This is a genomic window from Streptomyces sp. NBC_01320, assembly GCF_035974375.1.
GTDB lineage: Bacteria > Actinomycetota > Actinomycetes > Streptomycetales > Streptomycetaceae > Streptomyces > Streptomyces yanii.
In genome coordinates this window covers 285,850-309,950 of the sequence record NZ_CP108390.1, presented here as the reverse complement: position 1 = coordinate 309,950, position 24,101 = coordinate 285,850, and the positions used below count along the sequence as shown (strand labels likewise).

The window sequence follows — 24,101 nt, the reverse complement described above, 5'->3', positions numbered from 1 at the left end:
GCGCAACGCCACCTGCACGCCGAGGGAGTCGAGGTCAACCAGCCGGACAAGGCCGCCCGCCGGCGCCACGGCAAGACCGACGCCGCCGACGCCGAGGCCGCCGCCCGCGCCGTGCTGTCCGGACACGCCACCGCCACGGCCAAGACGAGCGACGGCCCGGTGGAGATGCTGCGGCTGTTCAAACTCGCCAAGGGATCCGCGATCAAGTCCCGTACCCAGGCCATCAACCAGCTCAAGAGCGTCCTGGTCTGCGCCGACTCCGCCCTGCGCGAGCCCCTGGCCAGCCTGACCAACCCGCACCTGATCAAGCGGTGCGCCGCACTGGAAGCTCTGGACGCGACCGGGCCTGCTACAGGTGCCCGGCACACCCTGCGTCTGCTGGCCCGCCGAATCCAGCACCTGACCGAAGAGATCGACGACCTGAACCAGCGGATGGCCGAGGCCGGCAAGGCGAATACGCCCGGTCTGCTCGACGTACGCGGCGTCGGCCCGGACAGCGCCGCAGCCCTGCTCATCGCCGCAGGTGACAACCCCGAACGCCTCACCAGCGAGGCGTCTTTCGCCGCCTTGTGCGGCACCAGCCCGGTCGAAGCGTCCTCCGGCAAGACCCAGCGCCGCAGACTCAACCGCGGCGGCGACCGCCAGGCCAACGCCGCTCTCTACCGGATCGTCCTCAGCCGCCTGCGCTGGGACGACCGCACTCGGAACTACCTGCAGCGACGCCTTGCCGAGGGCAAGACGCGCCGAGAAGTCATCCGCTGCCTCAAGCGCTACATCGCACGGGAGGTCTACCGGCTCATCGCCACTCCGAGCCCCGCAGCCAGCCGCGCACGTGTCGCAACCGCTACTTGACATCCATAGGGGCGTCAACGCCCCGGCATGTGTTCGGCAGAGCCGCAGGCGTCTTCCAGTGTCGACCAATCCGTCATGCGCTGGTCCAAGCAGACGGCCCGGTAGCCGAGGAGGACGGGCCGTCCGCCAGGTCCCGGGGTGCTCGTTCGATGGCACAGGATTGTCCCGGCACGCGCCTTTCCGTTCGTAAGGATCCGCACCCATCCTGGGTTCAGTGCTTACGGCGCGCTGAGCGGCCTGAACGCACGTGTGGCGTGCACGCGTCGAACGCGTGCACGCCACAGATCACTGGGATCTTCGCGTTACTTGATGCGAACGACCTGCGGGTCGTGGTCGCTCGTCTGGTCGGAGAACTCCGCATTGACGTGGACCAGCTCGTACCCGGGGTTGTGGATACCCGGGGTGACGAGGATGTGGTCCAGCGTCTGCGAGTTGCCGTCGTAGACGTAGCTGTACCGCTCGCCCACCGGCAGCTTGTTGATCAGGTCGGTGAGAACTCCGCCCTGGGTGAGCGTGGTGAGCGGCGTGGAGTACTGGTAGTCGTTCATGTCACCGAGAACGACGACCTTGGCGTTCTTGTCCTTGGCGAGCAGGCTGGAGACGAAGGTGTTGACTTCCTTGGCCTGGGACAGACGCTGCGTCTGGGAGCCCAGCGTCGGCGGCTGGAAGACGCCGTGGGTCGGCTGGTCGCCGCCCTTGGAGTTGAAGTGGTTGCCGATGATGAAGACCTGCTGGCCCTGGAACGTGAACTCGCCGACCAGCGGCTTGCGGCTGCTCTTCCAGGCATCGGACGTCGGGTTGATACGGCCGGGGGAGGCCGACAGGGTGATCCCCTTGTTGCCGCTGTCGACGACCTTGACGGGGGTGGTGGCGTCGCCGCCCGGACGGTCCACGAAGCTGACGCGCTTCGGGTTGAAGAGGAACACGTTACGGATGTTTCCGCCGGGCTCGCCGCCGTCGGTCTTGTTCTCCGGGTCGATGGAGCGCCACTCGTACGCCGGGCCGCCGGCCTTCTTGATGGCGTCGGTGAACTTGGCGAGCGTCTGGTCGGCGGCGACCGTGCCGTCGTCCGTGGCGCCGTTGTTGTCCTGGATCTCCTCCAGGCTCACGACGTCCGGGGTGGCGAGGTTCTTGACGACGCCCTGGGCCAGCTGGTCGAACTTGCTCTGCGGGTTCTGCGGGGCAAGGTTCTCCACGTTGTACGTGGCGACGGAGAGCTCGTTGGCCTTGCCGGGCTTCGCCACGTCCGGCTTGAGGCCGCCGGACTTGACCTTGCCGAGGGTGGTGGCCTGGATGTTGTAGCCACCGAAGTTGGCGTAGTCCAGCGGGCCGATCGTCGTACCGGTGAGAGTGTCACCGACGTTGGCCTTGAGCTGGTCGGCGGTCAGCGAGCCGACCAGCAGGCGCCCGGAGTTCAGGTCGTTGTAGCTGGTGAGAACGGTGCCGCCGCTGGAGGTCGGGTTCTGCTTGGGCTTGGTAGTGATCCACGTCTCGTTGTACGCGTTGCTGGCACCCACCACGCGGGTGTCCTGGATCTGCACCAGCATGCCCTCGCGGGACTCGAACCAGTCCAGGGCGTACTTGGACGGCTCCAGGTTGAGGGGCTCGATGCTGGCGCCCTCCGCGTTCGGCGCGTAGGCCTCGGGCAGCGTCTTGGCGTCGATCGCCTCGGGCGCGGGCAACTGGTTGCCGGAGGACAGGACGGTGGTCGTCGGGCCGCTCAGCTCGGTGATGGACTGCGAGCCGGATGCCTTGCCGCCCGGGTAGTACTCGGTGACCTTGGCGGAGACCAGGACCGAGTCGCCCACCTTGACCTGCGGGGTGGAAGAGCCGGTGAAAGCGAAGACGCCCTCGCTGGTGTCCGGGTCGCCGTCCGGGTTCGTGTCCTGGATCCAGAAGCCGCGCGAAGTACCGGCGGCCCGGACCGCGGTGACCACGCCGGGGACGTTGGTGACGCTCTTGCCCGCGTACGGGGAGAGCCGCGTGGCGCCCTGGATGTCGTGGATGCGTACGTCGCCAGGGGTGGTGTCGGTAGGCGAGGGGGTGGGGGACGGGTCCCCGCCACCGTCGCCTCCCGTACCGGCGCTGTTGCGCGGGCTCGGCGTCGAGCCGGAGAAGTCGACGGAGTTGTTGTCCGTGTCGGTGAAGGCGGCATCGCGGCTCACCGAGTGCGTGTTGTCAGCGCCGGTGGCGGGTGAGGTCTCCCGTACGACGGCGGTTCCGAAGCCGACCAGGTCCTTGATGCTGCTGTCCGCGGCGCAGTCGGCGGCAGTAAGGCAGGCCAGCGGAGTGGTGGAGTGGACGAGCGCGACGGTGCCGCTGCTCGCCGACATGCCGATGGTGCCGGCCGCGTCGGGGGTGGGCAGCGCGGTGTCGCCGCCCGCGCCCTTGGCCTCCTCCACGAGGTAGTTGCCACCGGCCGGGATGGCGCCCTTGATCTCGGTGACCTGCCACTTGGAGGTGGCGGTGGGCGAGCCGCTCAAGTACTGGAGCGACCAGCCGGTGAGGTCGAAGGGAGCGTCGCCGGCGTTGCCTAGTTCGATGAAGTCATTGGTGAGACTGGCCCCGGCGTTCCCGCCACCGCCGAAGATCTCGGAGATGACGGCGTCCGAGGACGCGGTCGCCTGCGCAGTGAACGGCAGCGCGATGAGCGACCCGGCGAGACCGATGGGCAGAGCAATGGCAATGGCCTTGGCACGTCGGCCGCGCAGGGCCGGGGGTATGGAAGGCGACATGGTGAGTTCTTTCTTGCGGACGTGCTTGCGGACGTCAGGTATGGATTCGCGATGTACGGGTTCTGAGGGAGAAGCGCCGAAAGTCGGCTCAAGATACGCGCGTAGACACGCACACAACAAGCGGTCTCACACGTGAAAAGCCAAGCGTTTCCCGACTGTTCGCCGGAATTTACCTCGTTGTCGGATCGTGACTTACGGCGGGTGCGGCGGGTGCGCAAGCGTATTACCGCTGACGGGCGGCCGATAAAGTTGAGCGGGTCGCCCTCATGCCCATATGGAGAGAAGCCGTTGTGTCAATCCCCTTGGATCGTGGAGTCCTTTCTACGCAGCCAACCCCACGGTGAGGCCGGCCCAGTACTCGCGTTCGTAGTCGATCGGACTCTTGAAGTCGCACACGCTGTGTAGTCGGCGGGTGTTGTAGAAGCCGGTGATCCGGGTGGCGATTCTGATCCTGGCCCCGGCGCGGGTGCGGAATGTGTGCCGGTGGACGTACTCGACCTTGAGGACGCTGTTGAACGCCTCGCTGACGGGACGGGCTCCGCGGCTAATGTAGGGGGACGTCCAAACAACGATGAGCTTGCAGTGCTCGGGATTGCCGATCCGGCGGGCTCCGATGAGAACGTGATCGACGTCCCGCCCGAGGCTCACTTTGACGCAACTGATCCACGGAGCTGCGGTGATGGAGCGTGGAGGATCAATGCTGCGGGTGAGGCTGAGGACGCCCCCGCCGTTGCGAACGTCGAGCACATCGACGTTGAAAGGATCTTCTCCAGGGTCGCTGCCGCCCCCCACGTACCGCACTGCTCTTCGTACCACTCCAGGAGCGCAATGTGCTCACGCATGCGTGGTGACTTCGGACGCCACACGATCCAGACCGCCCCGACGCCGGCAGTGGCGTCGACGTCGGCCGACACCACGCGGGATCCACCGCGGCTGCGGCGCTTCTCTCGCCAGCACCCGCCACACCACGCCCCGCAGGAAAGTCTCCAACCGGGGTCCCGTCCACAGGGCCTTTCCCCATGCCTGCATGCGCCTGCGATACCCAGCGCGCGAGGGCATCAAGCCCCAAGCCGGTGAGGCAAAGCCTCATAACCCTCCGACCAAAAGATCGTTACGGGACAAGCCTTAGACTCACTGTCAGTGACGAACAGGGTCCCCCTCATCTGGGTGAGCCCCGATGTCCACGGTTCTTGTGGTGGCGTCGTCGGCCGAGAGGCCGTCTTGGGTTTGGGTGCTCTGCCATGCGGCGGACGTTCTTCAGCGGCCGTCGCACGGGTCGTCGTCCGCAGACACCGGCTTGGTGTCTGCCGCCAGGCAGGAGGAGTACACCCGCGGCGGCGCGGGCCGCGGCTTCGGTTCCGACGTGGCGCCCACGGCAATGATTGCCCCGGCACCGACGAAGGCTAGCCCTGTCATCGCGGCGAGCCAGGTACCGCGGCTCACTGATCGCCACGGAAGTGGTTACGGAGATCGTCACGGCAGTCGTCCTCGGTGCCGACCTGGACTCGCGAGAAGACCAGCACTCCGTCTCCCTTGCCTTCCTGCTTGCCCTTGGCCAGCTGCGTCTCGATGTCCGCGATGCGCTCGGCGCACTCGGCACTGACGGACTTCTCGGGCTGCGGGTCCGGTGCCGAGGAGGCGTTCAGTTTGGCGGTGGCGGCGAGGCCAGCCGCGCACAGCACCGCCCACGCGGCAACCCACGAGCGGCGGCTCATCCGTATCTGCTGAGGCATCCAGGCATCCTACGAGCGCCGCGGCGGGCTGTCGCCGAATCGGGACTTCCTCGTCGACGAGACCAACGACGGAGCCAGCTGGCGTCGCCGACGAGGGCGACGGTGTCTGACCGATCGCGCGTCAGATTTGGCCGGCTGCCGTTCAGCCTCGACCGCTCGCCGAAGTCGGCGCGGGCGGTCTCGCCTTCACGTTCCGTCCGCAGCTCGGGGCGTCTCCCGCAGGCCGCCGTCGCCTACCGCCCGACACGGCCGCCGGCCTCGCCACTGCTCGGTCACGCACCGTATCAGGCGGCGCGAAGCCGGGGAGCGGAACTGTGCGGGTGCCGGGTCAGCCGACGGCGTGCAGCGAGCCGCGGCGCGTGCCCGCGGCCGCTTTCTTCGCGGCGGCAAGGGCGGCCCGCTTCTTGCGCGGCGAGCTGGTCCTGGTAGGCGGCGACGGTCTTGCGGTAGCTCGCCACGTAGTTCTTGCTGTCCAAGCGGCCGGGCGGGATGACCTGGCGCCTGGTCCTCACGGGGCTGGGGGCCACGGCCCATGGGATGGGCTTGGACTTGAAGGAGCCGGGCGCGTACAGTCCGCTCGCCGGTGACTTGAGCAGCGGGGGATACGGCCTTGGGTGAGGAAATCGAGGGGGCGGCCGAGAAGTTCGAGCGTGCGGTGCAATGGCTGCGCCAGGAACTGTGGGCCGTCGCGGCTGCGGTCGCCCCTGGTGTCGAGCCGCGCGCCGAGGAGCGGACCGACGATCGGCGCACCGTAAGCGGGGCGATGGGCAAGCGGTTCTCGATGGCCCTGATACTGCCTGACACTCCCTACGCGACCGCAGCCGCGGCCGACGCGTTCGCCGAGGCGGGCTGGCGCGCCGAGACCGAGCAGGGATTCGGCGGTCGCCGTCTGCCCGTGGTAACACGCGACGGATGCAGGGCCGGTGGCAGCCACGCGGGCCGCGCTCTGCGGCTCTGGGGAGAGGTGCCCGTCGTGTGGATCCACGCCCGTTGGATACGTCCCCCACGCGTGGCCACCCCGGAAACGTTGAGGCCCGGCTACCGACTGTGCGTCATGTGCGAAGGCTGGGGCACATGCCGCATCTGTGAGGGTCTGGGCTTCGTGAACAGCCGGCGGTGCCCGGAGTGCGGACTCGGAATGGATTGCCCGGATTGTCAGGGCACCGGGCAGGAACGCGTACGAGGAGCGGGCAATGGCTGCTGACGTGGCCAGGGAACCGCGCCTCATGCTCGCCTCCGAGAAAACGGCCGCTGTCCCGTCGGGTCCATGGCGGGCGAGCGTGTGCGGCTTGGTGGTGGATAACACCGACCGCTGCCTGAGCGGAGCCCCGGCGAGCGGTTAGGGGCGGCACAGGCACGGGCATGAACCGAACGCCCACCAGCACATCGCCGTCCCCGCCACCTACCGCGGCAACGACGCCAACGATCCGCTCGTTCTGTGCTGTTGGATGTCCGAACGGCGCCGCAACGTCACACGTCTCACCGCGGAACAGATCAACACTCTTCAAGCACTGGACATGCGCTGGTGCTGACGAATTTCGGACAGTTGGCTTTATTCACGAGTAGTGCCGTCAGCTGTTCACGGGTTTGGGAGGCACCCAGATCCACGGTCGGGTGATGTTCACGAGTTTTGGCAGCGCTGGGGTACTTGCCAAGGCGGCATCAGGGTGCTCCTCGTGAAAGGTCCTGGTCGTGATCACGACCGCGTCCCGCTCCGCGGTCGACCAGGATGAAGACGGCCAGGGCGACCGTCGCCGCGGCCCCCGTGGCCAGCGCGTCCGCCGTACCGGCCCAGACCCGGACGCAGGACGTCGACAAGAGCGAACAGCACGACAACCCCCCGCGAGGCCCGCCGCGACCGCGGCCGGCCAAAAGCCGTGGCGCTCCCAGAACCACGAGGGCGGCGAGCACGCCGTATCCCAGACCGCTGACCGCCCAGCAGGCAACGGCCACGAGCGCCGCCTCACTCCAGGGGACGGCCCAGTTCACGCCTGCCGCCCCTCATTCATGGCCCGAGCGCGACGGCGCTCCCGCCGACGGGACACGAAGGCCGCCAGGATCGAGCCGACCACGAGCGGCCCGGCGACCCAGCGGATCACGTTCGCCGCCCAGCCCTGTTCCCGCCGGCCATCAGGGTCACCGACTCGACGCGGCCAACCGCGAACGCCCTGGTCTTCATTGAGCACGACACCAGACGAATCCACCTCGCCGGTGTCACCGTGCACCCGACCGCGCAGTGGACCGTTCAACAGGCGAGGGACCTCGCCATGGCACTGGACCGCCGCATGGATTCCCTGCGCTTCCTTCTCCGCGACCGGGACAGGTAGGTATACCAGCGCCTTCGACGCCGTCTTCGAGGCCGACGGCGTGGAGGTCCTACTCAGTCCACCGCGGGCACCCAAAGCGAACGCGATGTGCGAGAGAGCCGTGGGCACCCTGCGCCGCGAGGTCCTCGACCGCGTGCTGATCTATAACGAGGCCCATTCCGTAAAGGTGCTGACCGAGTACATCCAGCACTACAACCAGCACCGGCCGCACCAGTCCCGACGGCAACTATCCCCCGATAGCGCCGAACCACCCGCCCCGGCCACCGTCACCGATCTCCAGAACCACCGGATCCGACGAGAATCAATCCTCGGAGGATTGATCAACCAGTATCACCGCGCCGCCTGACCGCGCGACATCTCCGCAGCTCACTGCACCGAATCGTATTTTCGATCGGGACAGGCAATGGCTCAAACGTCCCAGTCTCCGGGCCTCGGCCATTGCAGGAACTTGAAGACACACTGCCCGAACTGCAGCACGCACTACGCTGACGTCATGTCACCCTCGGGCTGGATAGGGCTCACCAAAGCGCAGGGAGTGCGGCGCCGACTGGCGATCGTATGCAGCCACGTCGTCAGGCGCCCGCTCCTGATCCTCGCCCTCGCGGGGCTGGCCTTCCTCATCACCAGGTTCGGCAAAGATTTCCCCGTGCTCTATGGCATGACCCCCCTTGGAGCCGTTCTGATCTCCTGGAGCATGGGTCGCTACCGCTCGGTCGATCCCGCCGAAGAGACCGACGATGGACCCCAAACCCAGGACGCAGAGACGACGTGACCGGCAGCAGCACCTTCCGCCGGCAATCCTGCGAGCCCTTGCCCACGGGCGGGCGCCAACAAGGCGCCCGCCCGTCCGCATTCCTGTCAGGGGAAGCAGCCGGGCGGGCTCCGTGGACCACACGCTACCGGCCGCCGCGGACCGCCATCTGCCCTTGACTGCCTCCGTCCCAGGACACCCACGAAACGTCACCTGATCGAGGGTGGGGCCATTTCAAACCGTTCCTCTCCGGCACCGCCAAAACACACCCTCGAAAACACGTAAGCCGCTCTCGGGGGCGCACCGTCGCCGGGGCTGGCTGCCTCCTGCTGGACGGCGATCGCGTTAACGGGTTCTTTGGTGTGCCTGTGAACAGGGGCCAGCCGGTACGGGCGCTGGCGCCGTCCTGAGGCTTCACTGCACGATGTGGGCGGTGTGGGCGGCGGTCAGCCAGTCGGGGAATTCGTGTAGCAGCCGGTCGAAGAGCTGGTGGTCGCCGGTCTCCAGCCACTCGTGGACCTCGTCGATACCCATGGCACCAGCGCCATCCTCAGGGCCGTCGATCAGCTCGACGACGAACGTGCAGCCGAGGTGACCGTCTCCACGGCGCACAGAGCCAAAGGGCGCGAATGGTCGCGCGTGCGAATCGCTGACGACTTCACCCCACCTCCGGACAGCGACGAGCACGATGACAAGGGTCGGCCCCTTCCCGGGCCCATCGACGATGGTGAAGCCCGGCTCGCCTATGTAGCGGTCACACGCGCCCGCCGCCGCCTCGACATCGGCGGCCTGGCATGGATCAACCACCACCCCGCCGGCCGCCTGCATGAGGGGGGCTCACTGCCGCGGCACGTCTTGACGGTTCGTCTTGGTGACGGCCGGCACTGGTGCCGGGCTTGTGGTCCCGTCTCGGTAGGTGCTGGTGTAGCGGTCACAGTCGCTAATTGCTGTCACGGTGGCGGACGGTATGGGTTTTGCGCCGGCAGTCTTCTGGGGCTTCGCGGGGTCATCCGCACTGCCATTCCCTACGCCGACGAAGAACGAAATGACGCCGATCGGGACGAGGATTCGCGCGGCCTAAAGGTTGTCCCGTAACGGCGGGGCGCAAGTGAGATGATCTCTCATGCCGTCAGTGTGCTCGCGACCACTGACTACGCCCGCGGCGGCCCAGTAACGCCCATCTGGACCTGCCCCGGGCGGGCGGCGACCACCGGCGGGTGCTGGCGGTGCTGAGATTCCCGGAAGGAAACGGCTGGCCCCGGGCGCTCGCCGAAGGCCCGGCCGATGCCGGGGAACCGAAAAGGTTGGTGTGCGGGGCCGACGGAACCGGGTAACGTCTTTGTCATGGTTCTTCCAGACGCCGATTTACGAGTGAGAGCGTGATGGGCACCTGCTGACGTCCTTCGACGTCGCCGCCCGTCCCCCACCGATGAATCCGTAGATCACTTCACATCATTACCGGGAGAACCCGTGACCGTGAGCAAGAACATCAACAATCCCGTGGGCATGGGCGGCGGCCAGCGCAAGAAGCTGTCGCGCGCCGAACGGCAGAACAACGGTCCGCACCGCAACCTCGACCGCCAGAGTGCAGCCGTCCAGAAGGCGGAGCTGGTGCGCAAGATGCGCGAGAAGGCAGGCGCAGCTGAGGTCGCCGGGCAGGCGGGCGACGACACCGCACAGAGCTGACGCACCGCCGCCGCAGGGCGGCACCGCACGGGGCAGGGCCCGGACCGCGACGCGCGGTCCGGGCCCTTGCTGCCGTATCGGGGCTCTGCTGCCGTACCGGGCGCGGCCGGTCCCGCTCAGCTCGCGGCCGACCACCCGCGTCTCAGCTGACCACCCGGGGCAGCCGCAGATTCGGCAGCCCCGTCACCGCCACCACCCCGAGCTGCACCAGCAGCTCAGCGCGTTCCCCGTGCCCAGCCCGGGCGACACCGCAGCTAAGGCCTGCCCCGCAACGTTGAGGCGGGCGGCTGAGGGAGCGAGGGCTTGCCCACGGCTCCGGCCGCCAGGACGCTGCGCACGGTCTCGCCCACACCGGCGGGATCGGTCGCATAGCCGCGTTCGATGTCGGCGGTGACCGGCACGTCAACAGCGGCCGTGATCCGGGAGATCGCGCCCAGTGCCTGGTCGCGGCTCAGATGATCCCCGTCGCCGTGGCCGTGGGCGGTCATCCCAGGCCGCGTAGTCCTCGTGGCTGGTCATGGTGCGGGGATCGTTCAACACCGCTGCGACCGCCCTGCCGGCTGTCTGACCGCGCCGTGCCCCGCCCCGACCTGCACCGGGGCGGGGCACGTGCGGCAGCTGGTCGGCTGCGCGAGCGATGAGTTCGGGCGGCGGATCGGGTCTGCCCTGGCATGACTCGAATCATCGCTGACATCTCGGTTTCCATCGACGGCTTCGTCACCGGACCCGACCCCAGCCCGGACAACGGGCCGGGCACCGGCGGCGAGGCCCTGCGCACGTGGGCGTTTTCCGACGACCCCGACGACCGCCTGGTCCTGCGCAAGGGGTCCGCCCGCTCGGGCGCCGTCGTCCTCGGCCGCCGCCTCTTCGACGTGGTCGACGGGACGAAAGGCTGGGACGACACGTCCGGCTACGGTGCTGGCGAGGTCGGCAAGCCCGCGTTCGCCGTCGTGCCGAGCTCGCTTCCGGTGATCCGATGACCACTGTCCATGCCAATGAGATCGCCTTGGGTATCGAGTCGTTCGGTGACGACGACGCGCCACTCGTCCTGCTCGCGGGCGGGACGACGATGCTCTCCTGGCCCGACGCGCTGTGCGAGCGCCTCGCCGCTGGCGGGCGCCGTGTGGTGCGCTACGACCTGCGCGACAGCGGGGAGTCGACGATGACGGATCCGGAGGCGCCCGCCTACACCCTGCGCGACCTCGCCGCCGACGCGGCGGCCCTTGCCGGCGTGCTCGGCGGGGGGCCCGCGCACCTCGCGGGGATCGGCGTCGGCGGGATGGTCGCCCAGGTGGCCGTGCTCGACCATCCGGACGCGTTCTCGGCGCTCACCCTGGCCGGCACCCGCGCGGTTGCGCCTGGCCCGCCCGACGATGACCTCCCCGACCATGACCAGGCGACGATGAGCCGACTGTTCGCGCGCCTGATGCCCGATTGGACCGACCGCGAGGCGGTTGCGGAGTTCGCCGCCGTCGGCGCGGAGATCCTCGGCGATGACCCCGTCGCCACGCGCGCGATCGCCGCGCGCATCTGGGACCGCACGCCCAGCACTGCACCCCCGGTCCAGATGGCCAACCAGATCGGCATGGTGTTTTCCAGGCTCGACTGCAAACCCCGCTGGCGCGAGCGCCTGCCCGAGATCGAGGTCCCCACGCTCATCGTCCACGGCCGCCGCGACCGGTTCTTCCCCGTCGGCAACGGCGAGGCGATCGCGCGCGAGATCCCCGGGGCACGACTGCTCGTCCTCAAGGAGGCCGCCACTGCGATCCCCGATGCGGCGGTCGGCGAGGTCACCGAGGCGATGCTCACGCTCGGATAGGGAACGGCGGGTACCGCGCGGGTCCAGCCTCCACGCAGCAGTGGACGTCGGAGGCTCGATCCGCCCGCGCGCCCGCGATCGGCACGATTCCAGCCCGAGGTTGTCCAGGATGCTTCTCTCGATCCATGTCCCGTAAACCCACAGCTTCAACCCACAGCTTCTGCCGTCAGCGCTCCACGTCGAACGTCGTAGTCATCACGGAAGCGCGGCCACAACCAACCGGAGCACTCCAGACCACACCATCCCACAAGCAAGATCACGATCTTCGGGCCGGTGCATTACTGACTTCTGCGTCTTGGGGTCTGGATTTGTGCCGGGGCTGGTGAGGGGACGTGTCCGAGCTGGTACGCCGGATGCATGCGGTATCCGGACGGGGGCGGGTTGACCGCCGAGCAGCGCAAGCGTCGGGAAGAGGTACGGATGCGGGCCGTTGATCTCTTCGAGGAAGATGCGAAAGTCCCGTGCAATGCCCGGGAGTTGCGGGCCCTGGTCGGCGAGGAGGTCGTCGACAATCTCCTGCGCCTGGCCCGCCTCGCCGCCGCAGCGATCCGCACCACGGTCCGCACCGCGGTCCGCACCGCGGTGGACGTCGCGGCCGCAGCCCTGGAGATCACCGCGATCGTCTCGGTCCACCACGGCGGCCGCTTTCGCCACCGTCACCTGCTCGCCGAAGCCCGCCGCTACCTCACCCGCACCCTCCACGGACACCCCGCCCCGCCCCTCACCGACACCGCCGTCACCGCGGCCGCCATTCGCGACCACTGCATTCCTGGCGACCCGTCGAACCCGGACAAGTCGATACCGCTCGCGTACCGCACCTTCACCCCGGCCTGGGCCCCCAAATCGCCCCGCAGTTCGACCACACCCGCCGCCCACCGGATCCACCACCGCGCCCGCGCCGAAGCCGCACAGCCCTTGCTCGCGCCGAAGCGCAACAGTGCCCGCCTGTACGGCAGCAAGAGCACACCCCGCAGGCGGCACCACAGCAACTGCTGCCTCCCGCCCCGGGCCAGGCACCCGGCGGGCGAAGCCAGTGAACCGCACCAGGTGTCACAAGCTGCGACCGACGCCACCCCCCGCTCCTGTGCGGGCGAGTGAAGCGCTCCGAGATCGGTGTCCCTCCACCTGCCACAACGTCCGTTGTTCACCGGCAGAAGCGGCTCCAGCCGAGCCCATTCCTCGTCGGTCAGACCCCCGCAAGCACCCATACCAAGCTAACGCGTCAGATGATCAGAGAGGCATGGCCTGGCTCTGGAGGCCGCTCATGGCGTGGTTGCCGACGGCGTGGGCGTGATGGTCACCTGGTTGCCGTCCGGGCCGACGTGGACCGTGACGGCATTCGGCAGGTGCACGTTGGTGGCGGAGAGGTAGACGGTGTCCGAGGCCGAGTCAAAGTAGAGCTTTGCAGAGTCGGCGCGCACCAAGCTCTCGTCGAGCACTCTGCTGTGGACCCACTGCGCCCCCGCCGGTGCGAACTCGGCGAGTTCGGCGGGAATGGAGATGCTTTCGGGCTCGGTCGCGATGACCGCCGGCTGCATCTGTGTGGACGCGGTCAGGACAGCCACCGACCCGGGTTCGAGCTTCATGAGGGCGCTGACGTAGTAGTCCGTAGGGCCGGGCACTCGGCTGTCCGAGCCGGGAGCGCCCTGCTGCCAGTGCGCCGAGACGATCCGACCGAGCTTCGGTAGGCGCTTGGCCAGCGGCTCGGTGTCAGTGTGAATCTCGGGGGTCTTCGAGGCCTCGGCCTTCGCGTCGGCGACGGGGCCGATGGCGCCGCCGGTGACCGCAGTTGCCGCCAGCAGGAGCGCGCTTGCCAATACAAGAGATGTCTGACGCTCCGCCACTGCTTCCCCCCACCTTGCCCAGGATCTGGTATTCCATCCCTCTTCTTCGGAGGGAATCCCCGCCTTCAGGCGGGGAGGGAATCCGATCCTGAACCCTGCGGCGCGGAGCGCCGCGGTTTCGCTCCGGAATGCCTCGCCCGCGGAGCCGCGCTCAGTCGGGCCGCTTCTGGTTCTCGATGTAGTCCTTGACCACGTGGAGGGGTGCGCCGCCGCATGACCCCGCGAAGTAGGAGCCGGACCAGAAGCGGCCGTGCATGATGGCCTGGTTGACGTGGCCGGTGAACTCCTCTCTTCGCAGCGTGTCAGCATCTCGTCGTTGAAGACGGTCCGCCGGTACCTGGTGACGAACATCAATTGCGTGTGGAGGTGGTGGATGACGTGACGGCCGCGCCGTACGTCGGGGTTTGGTTCCCAACGTGGTGACATGAACCAATGTTACGGTTAAGGTCGATCCGAGTCGGAGGGGTGGGCTGAATGATCCGTGCGTACACGTTCCTCCTGCGGCCCACCGCCCGGCAGGAACAAGCGCTCGGTGAGATGCTGCGCGATCACTGCTCGCTCTACAACGGCGCGTTGCAAGAGCGTCGTGACGCCTACCGGCATGTCTCGAAGACGACGGTCCGGTACGGGCAGCAGTCCGTGCAGCTCAAGGAGATCCGGGCATGCGACCCGGAGCGTCAGGGCCGCTGGTCGTTCTCCTCGCAGCAGGCGACCCTGCGCCGGCTGGACAAGGCGTTCGCCGCGTTCTTCCGGCGCATCAAGGCCGGGGACAAGCCGGGCTGTCCGCGCTTTAGGGGGATCGGCCGCTTCGACACGGTGGACTTCCCCAAGGACGGTGACGGCTGCCGGTGGGACTCCACCGCGCATGACCCGGTCACCCGCGTCCGCTTTCAGGGCATCGGGCACGTCAAGGTGCACCGGCATCGGACGGTGGTCGGCCATGTCAAGACGGTCTCGGTCAAGCGTGAGGGCAAGCGCTGGTATGTGGTCCTGACGGCCGAGCGGCCCCGGCCCGAGCCGCTGCCCGCGACCGGCAGCGTGGTCGGCATCGACCTGGGCATTGCCAACTTCCTCGCCGGCTCGAACGGCGAGTTCGTGCCCAACCCGCGTCACGGGCGAAAGGCCGCAGCGAAGCTCGAAGCAGCTCAGCAGGCACTGAGCAGGTGCAAGCGCGGAAGCAAGCGCCGCCGCAAGGCGGTAGAGGCTGTGGCACGTCTGCACCGCAAGGTGCGGTGCCAGCGCCTCGACCACGCCCACAAGACCGCCCTCGGCCTCGTGCGGGAACACGACTTCATCGCGCACGAAGACCTTAAGATCCGCAACATGAGCAGGGCCCCCGAACCGAAGCCCGACCCCGACCAGCCGGGCAGCTTCCTGCCCAACGGGGCAGCGGCCAAGGCCGGGCTGAACCGCTCGATATCGGATGCCGGATGGGGGGTGTTCCTCGCGATCCTGAATGCAAAGGCTGAGAGTGCCGGGCGGGAAGTGATCGCCGTGGACCCCCGCAACACCTCCCGGCGATGCCCCGAATGTGGGCACACCGCCAAGGAGAACCGGCCCACACAGGAGACGTTCCACTGCGTCTTGTGTGGCCACAGCGCGCACGCGGACACAGTCGGGGCTCTCAACGTCCTACGGGCCGGGCTGGTCCGTCGCGAAGCCCAACCGGCATAGCGAGAAGCCACCCCGTTCACGGGGTGGAGGAGTCAGTACGCCCGACATGGGCAGCAGCTAAAGGGTGAAAGTCCCGACGAGAAGAGGTGAGACTAACTCGCTAGCCGAACGGCAAGGGCGTCATCGCGAGGTGGGGTCCGAAGGAAGCCGGAGGCAAAACCGGGTACCGATGTACAAGAACCGCATTTGAGGCTAGGCGTCTTGGGCAAGGTGGCTGACTGCATCGAAGCCCGTTCTCACCAAGAAAGACGCAGAGTATATGCGGCGGCGATCCGGGGAAAGTTGCTGTTCTTATTCGGGGAGGTCTGCCCGGGTGTCACCTGTAACGGTGTGTCGGCCGCGATTGTGACGACCGATGCCAGCAATGGCACTGGTTTGCCGGACAGAAGTCAGCAGAGGTCATAGTACCGAGACGGAAAGGCAGTAGGCCGACAAGGACTCGGGAAGGGCCGAACGTTTAGCGGATTGGAAGAAGGGTGTCTGCTCGCGCAGGTCACGATGACCGCCGTAAATCTGCCCCGGCAGACCCTGGGGTGACGGGGTCGGTGCATACGACCGCCCAGCCCAAGGGGCGCAGTGACCAGCCGGCGCTACACGCGGACAACAATCACCGCGAGGTCTCCCTCTGGGAGACGGTGTTCTCGAAGGAGAACCTTCTCGCGGCGCTCAGGCGCGTCGAAGCAAACCGGGGTGCCCCCGGCGTTGATGGGATGACGACGGATGAACTCCGGCCATGGATCGCCCAGAACTGGCCCAAGGTATGGGCTGAGCTCGATGCGGGGACATATAAGCCCGCTCCTGTCCGTCGGGTGACCATCCCTAAGCCGAATGGTGGGGAGCGGATGCTAGGTGTCCCACGGGTGCTGGATCGCTTGATCCAGCAGGCAGTTGCGCAGGCCCTCGTGCCCGTCTTCGATCCCCACTTCTCTGGGGCGTCGTTCGGGTTCCGACCAGGGCGTTCGGCCCACCAAGCCGTAAGGGTTGGTCGCCGGGCCGTCCAGGACAGAAACCGTTGGGCCGTGGACCTGGACCTCGACAAGTTCTTCGACCGAGTGAATCACGATGCGCTTATGGCGCGGGTGGCTCGCCGGGTGAGGGACAGAAAGGTCCTGAAGTTGATTCGGCGGTACCTGGAAGCCGGGATTATGAGCGACGGCGTGATGGTGAGGAACGAGGAAGGGACCCCGCAGGGTTCCCCTTTGTCCCCGTTGCTGTCGAACATCATGCTGGACGACCTTGACCGCGAACTCTTCAAACGCGGACACCGGTTCGTGAGGTACGCGGACGATGTGATGATTTTCGTCCGGTCCGAGCGAGCGGCGCAGCGGACCCTCGCCTCGGTCACGGCCTTCATTGAGAAGACCTTGAAACTGAGGGTGAATCGTGAGAAGTCGAAGGCGTGCCCCATCTGGTGGACGTCACTCCTGGGATTCGGGTACTACCTCGCCAAAGGGCAGGTGAAGATCCGGGTGGACCGGAAGGCCGTGAGACGGCTAAAGTCCACCGTTCGGCGAGTCACCTCCCGGACGTGGGGCGTATCGATGGCCCACAGGATGGACAAACTCAACCGTTTCTCGGTCGGCTGGGTGGCCTACTTCAGTCTCTCCGACAGCCTTCGGGTTTTCGAGGAGATTGATCACTGGACCCGCCGCAGGCTACGGCAGGCCCAGTGGGTGCAGTGGAAGACCAGTCAGCGCAAGAACTCCATGCTCCAGAAGCTCGGTTACGAATTTGGAGACCAGGAGCAAGGCGTTGCAGTGCAACGCAAGCGATACTGGCGGGCCTCCCACCTGAAACCACTGGAAATCGCTATGAATAAAGCCTATTGGGATGCGCAGGGCTACAAGTCGTTCAAGGGCTCGTGGTCCCGCCTGAAGCTCGCCTGAGATCAGCTGGACGAACCGCCGGATGCGGGCCCGCATGTCCGGTGGTGTGGGGGCGGGCCGGGCAAACCGGCCCGCCTACCCGATCGACACGCCGCCAGAATCCCAGCAAGCCGCTGAAGTCCCGCCCCAACCCCCTCGACGCGGCCGGGATCACCTACATCGACTACAAGGACACCGACCTGCTCCGAAAGTTCATCTCCGACCGCGGCAAGATCCGCAGCCGACGCGTCACCAGGGTGACGGCCCAGCAGCAGCGACAGCTCGCAGCAGCCATCAAGAACGCCCGCGAGACGGCGCTCCTGCCCTACACCGCACGGTAGACGCGGAGGTCGGTCCCAGCGCACCCTGCGCTCCTCGAGCGGGGCCGCATGCATGGTCGGGCCGGCCTCGCTCGGCAGGCGCGGGGCGCGGTTCATCCGAAGTGCCCACCACCGCACCTCGGCCAGCCGGCGCGACCGGGCGGCGCAAGCGCTTCAGCCTCGACCTTCACGCCTGGGGGTCGGCATCGGAAGGGGCACGGTTTGACCCCATGCTGACCACTTGCTGACCCAGGTCCCGACAGCACGGATCCGACCTGCACAAATGTCCAGATGCTAGATGTTGGACTTGAACATGGTACGAAACACGGAGAAGCTCCCGATTTATCTGCTCCCTGCCTGGTCAATTCAGGTCAAGGGCGGTCTCCACGGCAGAATTATTGGCATGTTCCGGTCAACTTCCCCAGGTGTTTCAGGACTCACACCGACCACTTGCTGATTTCCCTGACGCACCGCCAGGTCAATCCCTTGAAGGTATCCCTCAAGCCAGGGCGGGAGGTGCCGTGGCTGCGACCACCGCCCGCCCCGGGGTCCTGAGTCAGCGCCCCGCCGACACCTCGGCGGGCGTCCTCGTCGGCGCGGGACTGCCCGCCGGCTGCTCCTCCTCGACAGTCCTACCCCGTGTACGGAGCTTCGCCGCGAGTCCGTGACGGGGAGCGAGCAGCCAGACCACGACGAAGAGGGCCGTCAGGACGACGACGACCGAGCCACCCGCCGCGAGGTCGTTGGCGTAGCTCACGTACAGCCCGGCGAGGCTGCCGACGCAGCCGAACAGAGAGGCGAGGAGCGTCATCGCCCATAGCCGGTCGGTCAGCAGCCGGGCCGTGGCCGCCGGGGTGATGAGCAGAGCCAGGACCAGGATGTTGCCCACGGCCTCCAGGGACATGACGATCGTCGCCGTCACGACCACGTACAGCGTCAGGTCCAGCGGAAGCACCGGGAGTCCGGCCGCACGTGCCGTCTCGCGGTCGAGACTGACCGCCACCAGCTCCTTGCGGAGCGCGAGGACGACCGCCACGAGCACGGCGCCCATGGCCGCGACCCGCCAGATGTCCGCCGCATCGACGGCGAGGACCTGGCCGAAGAGGAAGGACGACAGGTCGGTCGTCCAGCTGTCGCGGGTCGAGACGAGCACGATGCCGAGGCCGAACGCGAAGGCGAAGAAGACGCCGATGACGGTGTCCTCCTTCAGCCGTCTGTTCTGCGAGACGAAGGCGATGAGCACGGCGGTTGTGACGCCGGCCGCCGCGCCGCCGACGAGCAGGTTGCCCTCGAAGGCGTACGCGAGGGCCACGCCGGGAAAGGCCGAGTGGGCCACCGCGTCGCCGATGAAGGCCATGCCGCGCAGGACGACGTAGACGCCGACGACCCCGCAGACCAGGCCGACGATGGCAGCGACGGTGAACGCCCTGCGCATGAAGGGTAGTTGCCACGGATCGGTGAAGAAGGAGAGCAGGTCGGTCATGCCGCCACCTCCGCGCCGCCCGCGGACACGGCTCGGTCGAGTCCGAAGGCCCGCAGCATCTGGTCCGCGTCGGAGAGGATTTCCGGTCCGCCTTCGGCGACGACCGTAAGGTTGAGGAGGACCACTCGGGTGCAGGTGCGGGCGGCGGCGGCCAGATCGTGTGTGGTCATCAGCAGTCCTCTGCCCTCGACCGCGAGACGGCCGAAAAGCTCGTTGAGCAGCTCCTGGGTGGGGACGTCGACTCCGGTGAAGGGTTCGTCCAGGAGCAGCAGCCGGGGTTCGGCGGCGAGCGCTCGCGCCACGAGGACGCGTTGGCGCTGTCCGCCCGACAGTTCGCCGATGGGGCGGCGTCGCAGGTCGGTCAGGCCGGCCAGTTCCAGCGCTTCGTCGGCGGCGGCGCGGTCGTGCGCCCTGGGGCGTCGCAGCCAGCCGATCGTACGGGTGCGGCCGCTCAGCACCGCGCCGGCCACGTCGATGGGGAAGTCCCAGGCGAACTCGTGGCGTTGGGGCACGTAGCCGACCAGGTCAACCGCATCGACGCTGCCGGCCGCGGGTGAGGCGAGGCCGAGGATCGCGCGCAGCAGGGTGGTTTTGCCGGCGCCGTTCGGGCCGAGGAGGCCGACGAGTTCACCGGACGACACGGTCAGCGAAGCGTCCCGTACCGCCGTACGGCCGCCGAGGACGACGGAGACCGCGTCGACGCCGAGCAACTGCTCGGGGGCGCTCATGACGTGCGCCTGCGGGTGAGGACGACGGTACCCGCGCCGGCCACGGCGAGTGCGGCGGCCGTACCGGCGAGAAGCAGGGTGCCTTTCGATCCGGTGTTCGCCATGGAGCCGCCTGTAGCGGATCGGGATCCGCCCGTGACGCCGCCGGTAGCCGACCCGCCGCCGGTCGAACCGCTGGTGTCCCCGCCGGTCGTGCCCCCGGTGGAGCCACCTGTCGTACCACCGGTGGAGCCACCCGTGGACCCGCCCATCGAGCCTCCGCCGGTTCCGCCGGGCGGCACCTGGTTCGGGTCGCCCGCGCCCACGCTGAAGGCCAGCGTCTCCGTGTCGCTCGTCTTCGTCCCGTCGGCGAGTGTGGCGGACATCGTGAAGGTCAGCCGGTACACGCCCTCCTTGCCGAAGGCCCAGCCGCCGTGCGCGTGGGTGTTCTGCGGTACGCCGAAGGCGTCCGGCACGCCGTCGCCGCTGTTGAAGCGGACGGTCGCGCCCGAAAGACCGTCGTAGTTGTACAGGGCGAAGTTCCCCGGCCCGTCGGTCTTCACCAGCTTGAACTCGACCTCGCCCTTCGTCGCGCCGGCCGCCATGTTGTCGGTGGACCAGCCGGGCCACAGCAGCCCCGGCTGCTGCACCTGGTCGAGGAGCCAGATCGGGTCGCCCGCCTTGCCGAGGAAGGCGAAGTCCTTGTTCGCCGGGATCGTCTTCTTCGCCCCCGGCTTGACGTGCAGGACCACCGACGAGGGCTCCCGCCACACGGTCTTCCCGGGGACCGTACCGTCCTTCACGTGGATCTGCAGTCGGCCGTCGACGACGCGCGCGGCGATGTCGATGTGCCCTTCGCCGAGGACCTTCTTCGCGGTCTCGACCGGTTCGGCGGCCGGGAGCAGGTTCGGGGCCTGGGCGGCGACCCGCCGGCCGACGGGCGGCGCCGAGGCGGTCTCCACCGGCTCCGTGCTGGGCTGCACGACAGGCTCCGGCTCGGGCTGAGGCTGGGCGACGGCCGCATCCCCGACCCGTACCGTGTATGAGGCCTCGGCCACCAGGGGCCGATCCTCCACCTCTCCTTGCATCTGGGCCGCGAAGATCAGCGTGTACGTTCCAGGCGCGTCAAACGACCAGCGGGTCGCGCCGCGCGCTGCGGTCGGCAGGTCGTACCCGTCGGGCAGCCCGTCCGAGCTGTCGAACCGTACGAGGGGCTCGCCGTCGGTCGCGTCTTCGCGGTCGCCTCCAACCTCGGAGTCGTCCGGTTCGGTGACCCGAAGGATGCCCGGCCCCGCGACGCCGGTCAGCGACCAGTGCACGGAGCCCGAGGTCAGCTGGGCCGTGTCCCATTCCGGGCTCAGCTCCCAGCGGTCCGTACCGTCCGGCCCGGTCACCTTGTGGGTGTCGTCGACGTCGATCACCCCGCCCTCGCCCAGACTGAGCACGCCGTCGGTGAGGGTGACGGGGGCGACGACGAGCGGCGGCGCGGGCGGGACGGTCATGGCCGTGCCACCGAGCGCGAGCGCTCCCGCCGCCGCGAGGGCGACCCTACTGTTCCGTACGAGCCTCATCGGGCTCAACTCCCCTCCCGGCCCAGGCAGCGGGCCAGTTCGTTGGCGTTGTGGCGCATCATCGCGACGTAGTCGTGGATCTTGTCGTCGAAGGAGTCGCCGTAGACGGTGCAGATGCCGACACCCTCGTCCTCCGCGACCCGGCGCAGCACGTCCGCCCGCGCGGCGAGGTTCGGCTCCAGGAACACGGCCGGGACCTTCTTGTCCCTGATCGTGGTGCGCAGCGCGGCGATCTCCGCGGCGCTCGGCTCACGGCTCGGCACCGGGACGACGAAGCCGGCGACCTCCATGCCGTAGGCGTGGGCGAGGTAGCCGAAGGCGTCGTGCGTGGTGATCAGCTTGCGGTTCGGCTCCGGCACGCGGGCGAGCTTCCGGGCCACCTCGTCGTCCAGCGCGGCCAGTTGCTTGAGGTAGCGTGCGGCGTTCCGCTCGTACGCGGGTTTGCCCTCCGGGTCGGCCTTGATCAGTTCGGCCTCGATGCGGCGGACGTACGCCTCTGCGTTTGCCACGTCCTCCCAGGCATGCGGGTCCATCTCGCCGTGCACGTGCTTGCCGATGACGGCCTGGGGCAGTACCCAGATGTCCGCTCCGGAACGACCGAGGAAGCGGTACGTCTCCTCCTTGGGCACGGACGCCTTCGCCCGGTCGGGGACGGAGAGCACGACCGAGTCGGCCGGATGGTGGGTACGCCGCCCGGTCGTCGGGTCGTCGGAGCGGACCTGGACGGTGCGGGTCTGCGCATTGACGGCAACGTCGGCGTGACCGCCGTTCAGGACGGTCTTGCCCTGCGGGACCGTCCTGTCGCCGACGACGAAGGTCATGGTCCCGCTGCCGGCGGGCGTGGTCTTCCCGTCGAGAGTCTCGGTCTGCCCCTGGACGGTGAGGCGGTACGTACCGGGCCGGCTGAAGACCCAGTTGACGTGTGTGTGGGCCTCCGGCGGCAGCGCGAAGGAGTCCTTCTTGTCGAAGCCGTCCGTGGAGTCGATGTAGCTCTGTGGCGTGCCGAGAGTGTCGGTCAGGTAGACATGCAGGTCGCCCGGCCCTTCGAGCTTCGTCGCCGTCGTACGGACCTGGGAGCCGTCACCGGCGACCTCGCCCTCCACGGCCCATCCCAGCCACAGGACGTTGAGGCCGAGGTCCTCCTTGAGCTTGATGACGGAGCCGCCGTACTGCTCCAACTTCTCGCTGATGGGCACCTTCGGCGTCCTCTTGGGCGCGTTGGTATGGATCATCTTCATGATGCCGGGTTCTTCGAGGAGCAGCCCGTTGCTGAAGACGAGGTCCGACTTGGCGATCCGGGCGGCGTCCCCGGGGCTCGGCTCGTACGAGTGGGGGTCGCCGTGGTGCGGGACGACGGAGGCGACGTCGACCCGGTCGCCGCCGACGTTGCGCACCAGATCGGCGATGATCGCGGTGGTCGTGGAGACGGTGAGCGCGGCGTCCTTGGACGACCCGCCGGAGTCGGCCTGGCAGCCGGAGGCCAGCAGGGCGGTCGCGACGAGCACCGCGGTGACCGTGCCCCCGGTGCGTACGCGGCTCAACGGACGGCCCTCTTCCGGCGGACGAGGACCACTGCCGAGACGCCCGCAGCGAGTGCGGCGGCCGCGATTCCGGCCGGCAGGGCGACGCCTGCACCGGTCGACGCCAGGCGGCCCCCGTCCGTGTTCGTTCCGGTGGACCCGCCGTCTCCCGAGGGGAAGTTCGCGGCCGGCGTGGTGGAGAGGGTCGTCGACGCCGATGGGCTCGCGGTGGGGCTCGGCGGCTCGGTGGGCGTGGCGGACGGGCTCGTGATGACGGTGGGCGTGGCGGAAGGTGTCGGCGTGACCGAGGGCGACCCCGTACTGGGCGTGGGGGTCGGGGTCGGCGTGGGGGTGGGAGTTGGCGTCGGGGTGGGGGGCGTGCCGTCCCCCGGTACGACGGTGTCGGGGTCGACGTCGTCGCCGACCACGACGGCGAGGGTCTCCCGGTCGGAGACCGTGGTGCCGGACGGCAGGGTGGCGGTCATCTGCATCGTGATGCGGTAGACGCCCTCGGCATTGAAGATCCACAGCGGGTGAGCGTGCGTGAACGCGGGCAGATCGACCGCCCCCGAATCGGGCTTCGCACCATCCACGGTCAGGCCGATGCGCACGCCCAGGTCGGGGTTGTCCTCCCACTGACCGAGCACGAATCGCCCTGGTCCCTCGATCTTCGGGAAGGTGACCTTCACCCCGCCCGACACGTCCGCTGGCAGGATCTCCGTAGTGTTCCAGCCGGGCCAGAGCAGCCCTTCCTTCACCTCGAAGTCCTTGTCGACCCAGAGGCTGCTGCCCGGTTCCCCGAACCCCTCGAACTGCGGGACCTCCTCGCGCGGCGGGATCACGATCTCGTGGCGGGTATCGAAGTGCAGCAGCACGTCGGAGGGTTCGCGCCAGACGAGGGAGCCGGGCACCGTCCCGTCCTTGATCTGGAACTCCAGCCGTCCGTTCCTCAGCCGGGCCGCCAGGTCGAGGTGGCCGCCGTTCAGGATGGTGCGCTCTCCGGCGGGTGCCTCCCTCGGAGGCGTATCGGCCGCGTGCGCGAGCGGGACGGCGGAGAGCAGCGACAGGGCGACCGCGAGAGTGGCGGCTCGTACGGGACGGGATGCGATGGGGGCCCGCATGACGGGGCTTCTCCTTCGGGCGTGGGAGCGAGGGACCGCGGCCGCGCCGGGGGCGGTCCGAACGGCGGGCACGGCCCGTCCCCGGCGCGGGGC

At 68.3% G+C, this 24,101-nt stretch carries 20 protein-coding genes and 5 pseudogenes; 12 read left to right on the top strand and 13 right to left on the bottom strand.

Annotated features, from left to right (window positions below; genetic code table 11):
- Positions 1 to 6 precede the first annotated feature (6 nt).
- Positions 7 to 852: pseudogene (locus OG395_RS01600) on the top strand (transposase); the annotation flags it as partial.
- A gap of 302 nt (positions 853 to 1,154) precedes the next feature.
- Here OG395_RS01600 and OG395_RS01595 read toward each other — a convergent pair.
- The 4 genes from OG395_RS01595 to OG395_RS01580 form a co-directional block, all read right to left on the bottom strand.
- On the bottom strand, positions 1,155 to 3,587 hold the full coding sequence (locus tag OG395_RS01595) for a lamin tail domain-containing protein (RefSeq protein WP_327241258.1): 2,433 nt from the start codon (positions 3,585 to 3,587) through the stop codon (positions 1,155 to 1,157).
- 321 nt (positions 3,588 to 3,908) lie between these two features.
- Positions 3,909 to 4,334 carry a hypothetical protein gene (locus OG395_RS01590; RefSeq protein ID WP_327241257.1) on the bottom strand — a complete coding sequence of 142 codons (426 nt, stop codon included), beginning with the start codon at positions 4,332 to 4,334 and terminating at the stop codon, positions 3,909 to 3,911.
- Between the two features lie 692 nt (positions 4,335 to 5,026).
- Complete coding sequence (locus tag OG395_RS01585; RefSeq protein WP_327241256.1) at positions 5,027 to 5,320, bottom strand: hypothetical protein; 294 nt, start codon at positions 5,318 to 5,320, stop codon at positions 5,027 to 5,029.
- A 284-nt stretch (positions 5,321 to 5,604) separates the two neighbouring features.
- On the bottom strand, positions 5,605 to 5,847 hold the full coding sequence (locus OG395_RS01580; RefSeq protein WP_327241255.1) for a hypothetical protein: 243 nt from the start codon (positions 5,845 to 5,847) through the stop codon (positions 5,605 to 5,607).
- 83 nt (positions 5,848 to 5,930) lie between these two features.
- On the opposite strand from OG395_RS01580, the gene OG395_RS01575 reads away from it, so the two are divergent.
- Positions 5,931 to 6,524 (top strand): hypothetical protein, encoded by a 594-nt coding sequence (locus tag OG395_RS01575; RefSeq protein ID WP_327241254.1) that lies wholly within the window; start codon positions 5,931 to 5,933, stop codon positions 6,522 to 6,524.
- A gap of 458 nt (positions 6,525 to 6,982) precedes the next feature.
- Here the strand turns inward: OG395_RS01575 and OG395_RS01570 are convergent, their stop codons facing one another.
- Positions 6,983 to 7,309, bottom strand: a complete 327-nt coding sequence (locus tag OG395_RS01570) for a hypothetical protein (RefSeq protein ID WP_327241253.1) — start codon at positions 7,307 to 7,309, stop codon at positions 6,983 to 6,985.
- Positions 7,310 to 7,732: 423 nt separating this feature from the next.
- On the opposite strand from OG395_RS01570, the gene OG395_RS01565 reads away from it, so the two are divergent.
- The 4 genes and pseudogenes from OG395_RS01565 to OG395_RS01550 all read left to right on the top strand — a co-directional run bounded on the left by OG395_RS01565 (position 7,733) and on the right by OG395_RS01550 (position 10,084).
- Positions 7,733 to 7,993: an integrase core domain-containing protein gene (locus OG395_RS01565; protein ID WP_327241252.1), complete on the top strand. Its 261-nt coding sequence runs from the start codon at positions 7,733 to 7,735 to the stop codon at positions 7,991 to 7,993.
- A gap of 147 nt (positions 7,994 to 8,140) precedes the next feature.
- Positions 8,141 to 8,419, top strand: a complete 279-nt coding sequence (locus OG395_RS01560; protein WP_327241251.1) for a hypothetical protein — start codon at positions 8,141 to 8,143, stop codon at positions 8,417 to 8,419.
- Positions 8,420 to 8,899: 480 nt separating this feature from the next.
- Positions 8,900 to 9,217, top strand: a pseudogene (locus OG395_RS01555) (3'-5' exonuclease); the annotation flags it as partial.
- A gap of 651 nt (positions 9,218 to 9,868) precedes the next feature.
- Positions 9,869 to 10,084 carry a DUF6243 family protein gene (locus tag OG395_RS01550; protein ID WP_327241250.1) on the top strand — a complete coding sequence of 72 codons (216 nt, stop codon included), beginning with the start codon at positions 9,869 to 9,871 and terminating at the stop codon, positions 10,082 to 10,084.
- A 254-nt stretch (positions 10,085 to 10,338) separates the two neighbouring features.
- Here the strand turns inward: OG395_RS01550 and OG395_RS01545 are convergent, their stop codons facing one another.
- A complete protein-coding gene (locus OG395_RS01545) occupies positions 10,339 to 10,572 on the bottom strand; it encodes an isocitrate lyase/phosphoenolpyruvate mutase family protein (RefSeq protein ID WP_327241249.1) in 234 nt (77 codons plus the stop codon).
- Positions 10,573 to 10,755: 183 nt separating this feature from the next.
- On the opposite strand from OG395_RS01545, the pseudogene OG395_RS01540 reads away from it, so the two are divergent.
- From OG395_RS01540 to OG395_RS57950, 3 genes and pseudogenes are all read left to right on the top strand, one after another.
- A pseudogene (locus OG395_RS01540) lies at positions 10,756 to 11,052 on the top strand (dihydrofolate reductase family protein); the annotation flags it as partial.
- Between the two features lie 8 nt (positions 11,053 to 11,060).
- Positions 11,061 to 11,903, top strand: coding sequence for an alpha/beta fold hydrolase (locus OG395_RS01535; RefSeq protein WP_327241248.1), 843 nt, complete (start codon positions 11,061 to 11,063; stop codon positions 11,901 to 11,903).
- Between the two features lie 357 nt (positions 11,904 to 12,260).
- Positions 12,261 to 12,386: pseudogene (locus OG395_RS57950) on the top strand (IS630 family transposase); the annotation flags it as partial.
- Between the two features lie 779 nt (positions 12,387 to 13,165).
- On the opposite strand, the gene OG395_RS01525 reads toward OG395_RS57950, so the two are convergent.
- Both OG395_RS01525 and OG395_RS01520 read right to left on the bottom strand, forming a co-directional pair.
- Positions 13,166 to 13,720 (bottom strand): hypothetical protein, encoded by a 555-nt coding sequence (locus OG395_RS01525; RefSeq protein WP_327241246.1) that lies wholly within the window; start codon positions 13,718 to 13,720, stop codon positions 13,166 to 13,168.
- A gap of 178 nt (positions 13,721 to 13,898) precedes the next feature.
- Positions 13,899 to 13,988 (bottom strand): annotated as a pseudogene (locus OG395_RS01520) (transposase); the annotation flags it as partial.
- A 233-nt stretch (positions 13,989 to 14,221) separates the two neighbouring features.
- On the opposite strand from OG395_RS01520, the gene OG395_RS01515 reads away from it, so the two are divergent.
- The 3 genes from OG395_RS01515 (at position 14,222) to rpsR (ending at position 17,627) form a co-directional block, all read left to right on the top strand.
- Positions 14,222 to 15,421, top strand: a complete 1,200-nt coding sequence (locus OG395_RS01515; protein ID WP_327241245.1) for an RNA-guided endonuclease InsQ/TnpB family protein — start codon at positions 14,222 to 14,224, stop codon at positions 15,419 to 15,421.
- Between the two features lie 545 nt (positions 15,422 to 15,966).
- Complete coding sequence (ltrA, locus tag OG395_RS01510) at positions 15,967 to 17,307, top strand: group II intron reverse transcriptase/maturase (RefSeq protein WP_327241244.1); 1,341 nt, start codon at positions 15,967 to 15,969, stop codon at positions 17,305 to 17,307.
- 41 nt (positions 17,308 to 17,348) lie between these two features.
- Positions 17,349 to 17,627 (top strand): 30S ribosomal protein S18, encoded by a 279-nt coding sequence (rpsR, locus tag OG395_RS01505; protein WP_327241243.1) that lies wholly within the window; start codon positions 17,349 to 17,351, stop codon positions 17,625 to 17,627.
- Positions 17,628 to 18,162: 535 nt separating this feature from the next.
- Here rpsR and OG395_RS01500 read toward each other — a convergent pair.
- The 5 genes from OG395_RS01500 to OG395_RS01480 are packed head-to-tail and all read right to left on the bottom strand — an operon-like array spanning position 18,163 to position 24,008.
- Positions 18,163 to 19,089 (bottom strand): anchored repeat-type ABC transporter permease subunit, encoded by a 927-nt coding sequence (locus OG395_RS01500; protein WP_327241242.1) that lies wholly within the window; start codon positions 19,087 to 19,089, stop codon positions 18,163 to 18,165.
- Positions 19,086 to 19,817 (bottom strand): anchored repeat-type ABC transporter ATP-binding subunit, encoded by a 732-nt coding sequence (locus tag OG395_RS01495; protein WP_327241241.1) that lies wholly within the window; start codon positions 19,815 to 19,817, stop codon positions 19,086 to 19,088. The genes OG395_RS01500 and OG395_RS01495 overlap by 4 nt, the downstream gene beginning before the upstream one ends.
- Positions 19,814 to 21,367, bottom strand: a complete 1,554-nt coding sequence (locus OG395_RS01490; RefSeq protein WP_327241240.1) for a choice-of-anchor M domain-containing protein — start codon at positions 21,365 to 21,367, stop codon at positions 19,814 to 19,816. The genes OG395_RS01495 and OG395_RS01490 overlap by 4 nt, the downstream gene beginning before the upstream one ends.
- 5 nt (positions 21,368 to 21,372) lie before the next feature.
- Positions 21,373 to 22,908 (bottom strand): anchored repeat ABC transporter, substrate-binding protein, encoded by a 1,536-nt coding sequence (locus tag OG395_RS01485; protein WP_327241239.1) that lies wholly within the window; start codon positions 22,906 to 22,908, stop codon positions 21,373 to 21,375.
- Complete coding sequence (locus OG395_RS01480; protein ID WP_327241238.1) at positions 22,905 to 24,008, bottom strand: choice-of-anchor M domain-containing protein; 1,104 nt, start codon at positions 24,006 to 24,008, stop codon at positions 22,905 to 22,907. Before OG395_RS01480 ends, OG395_RS01485 begins: the two co-directional genes overlap by 4 nt.
- Positions 24,009 to 24,101: the final 93 nt, after the last annotated feature.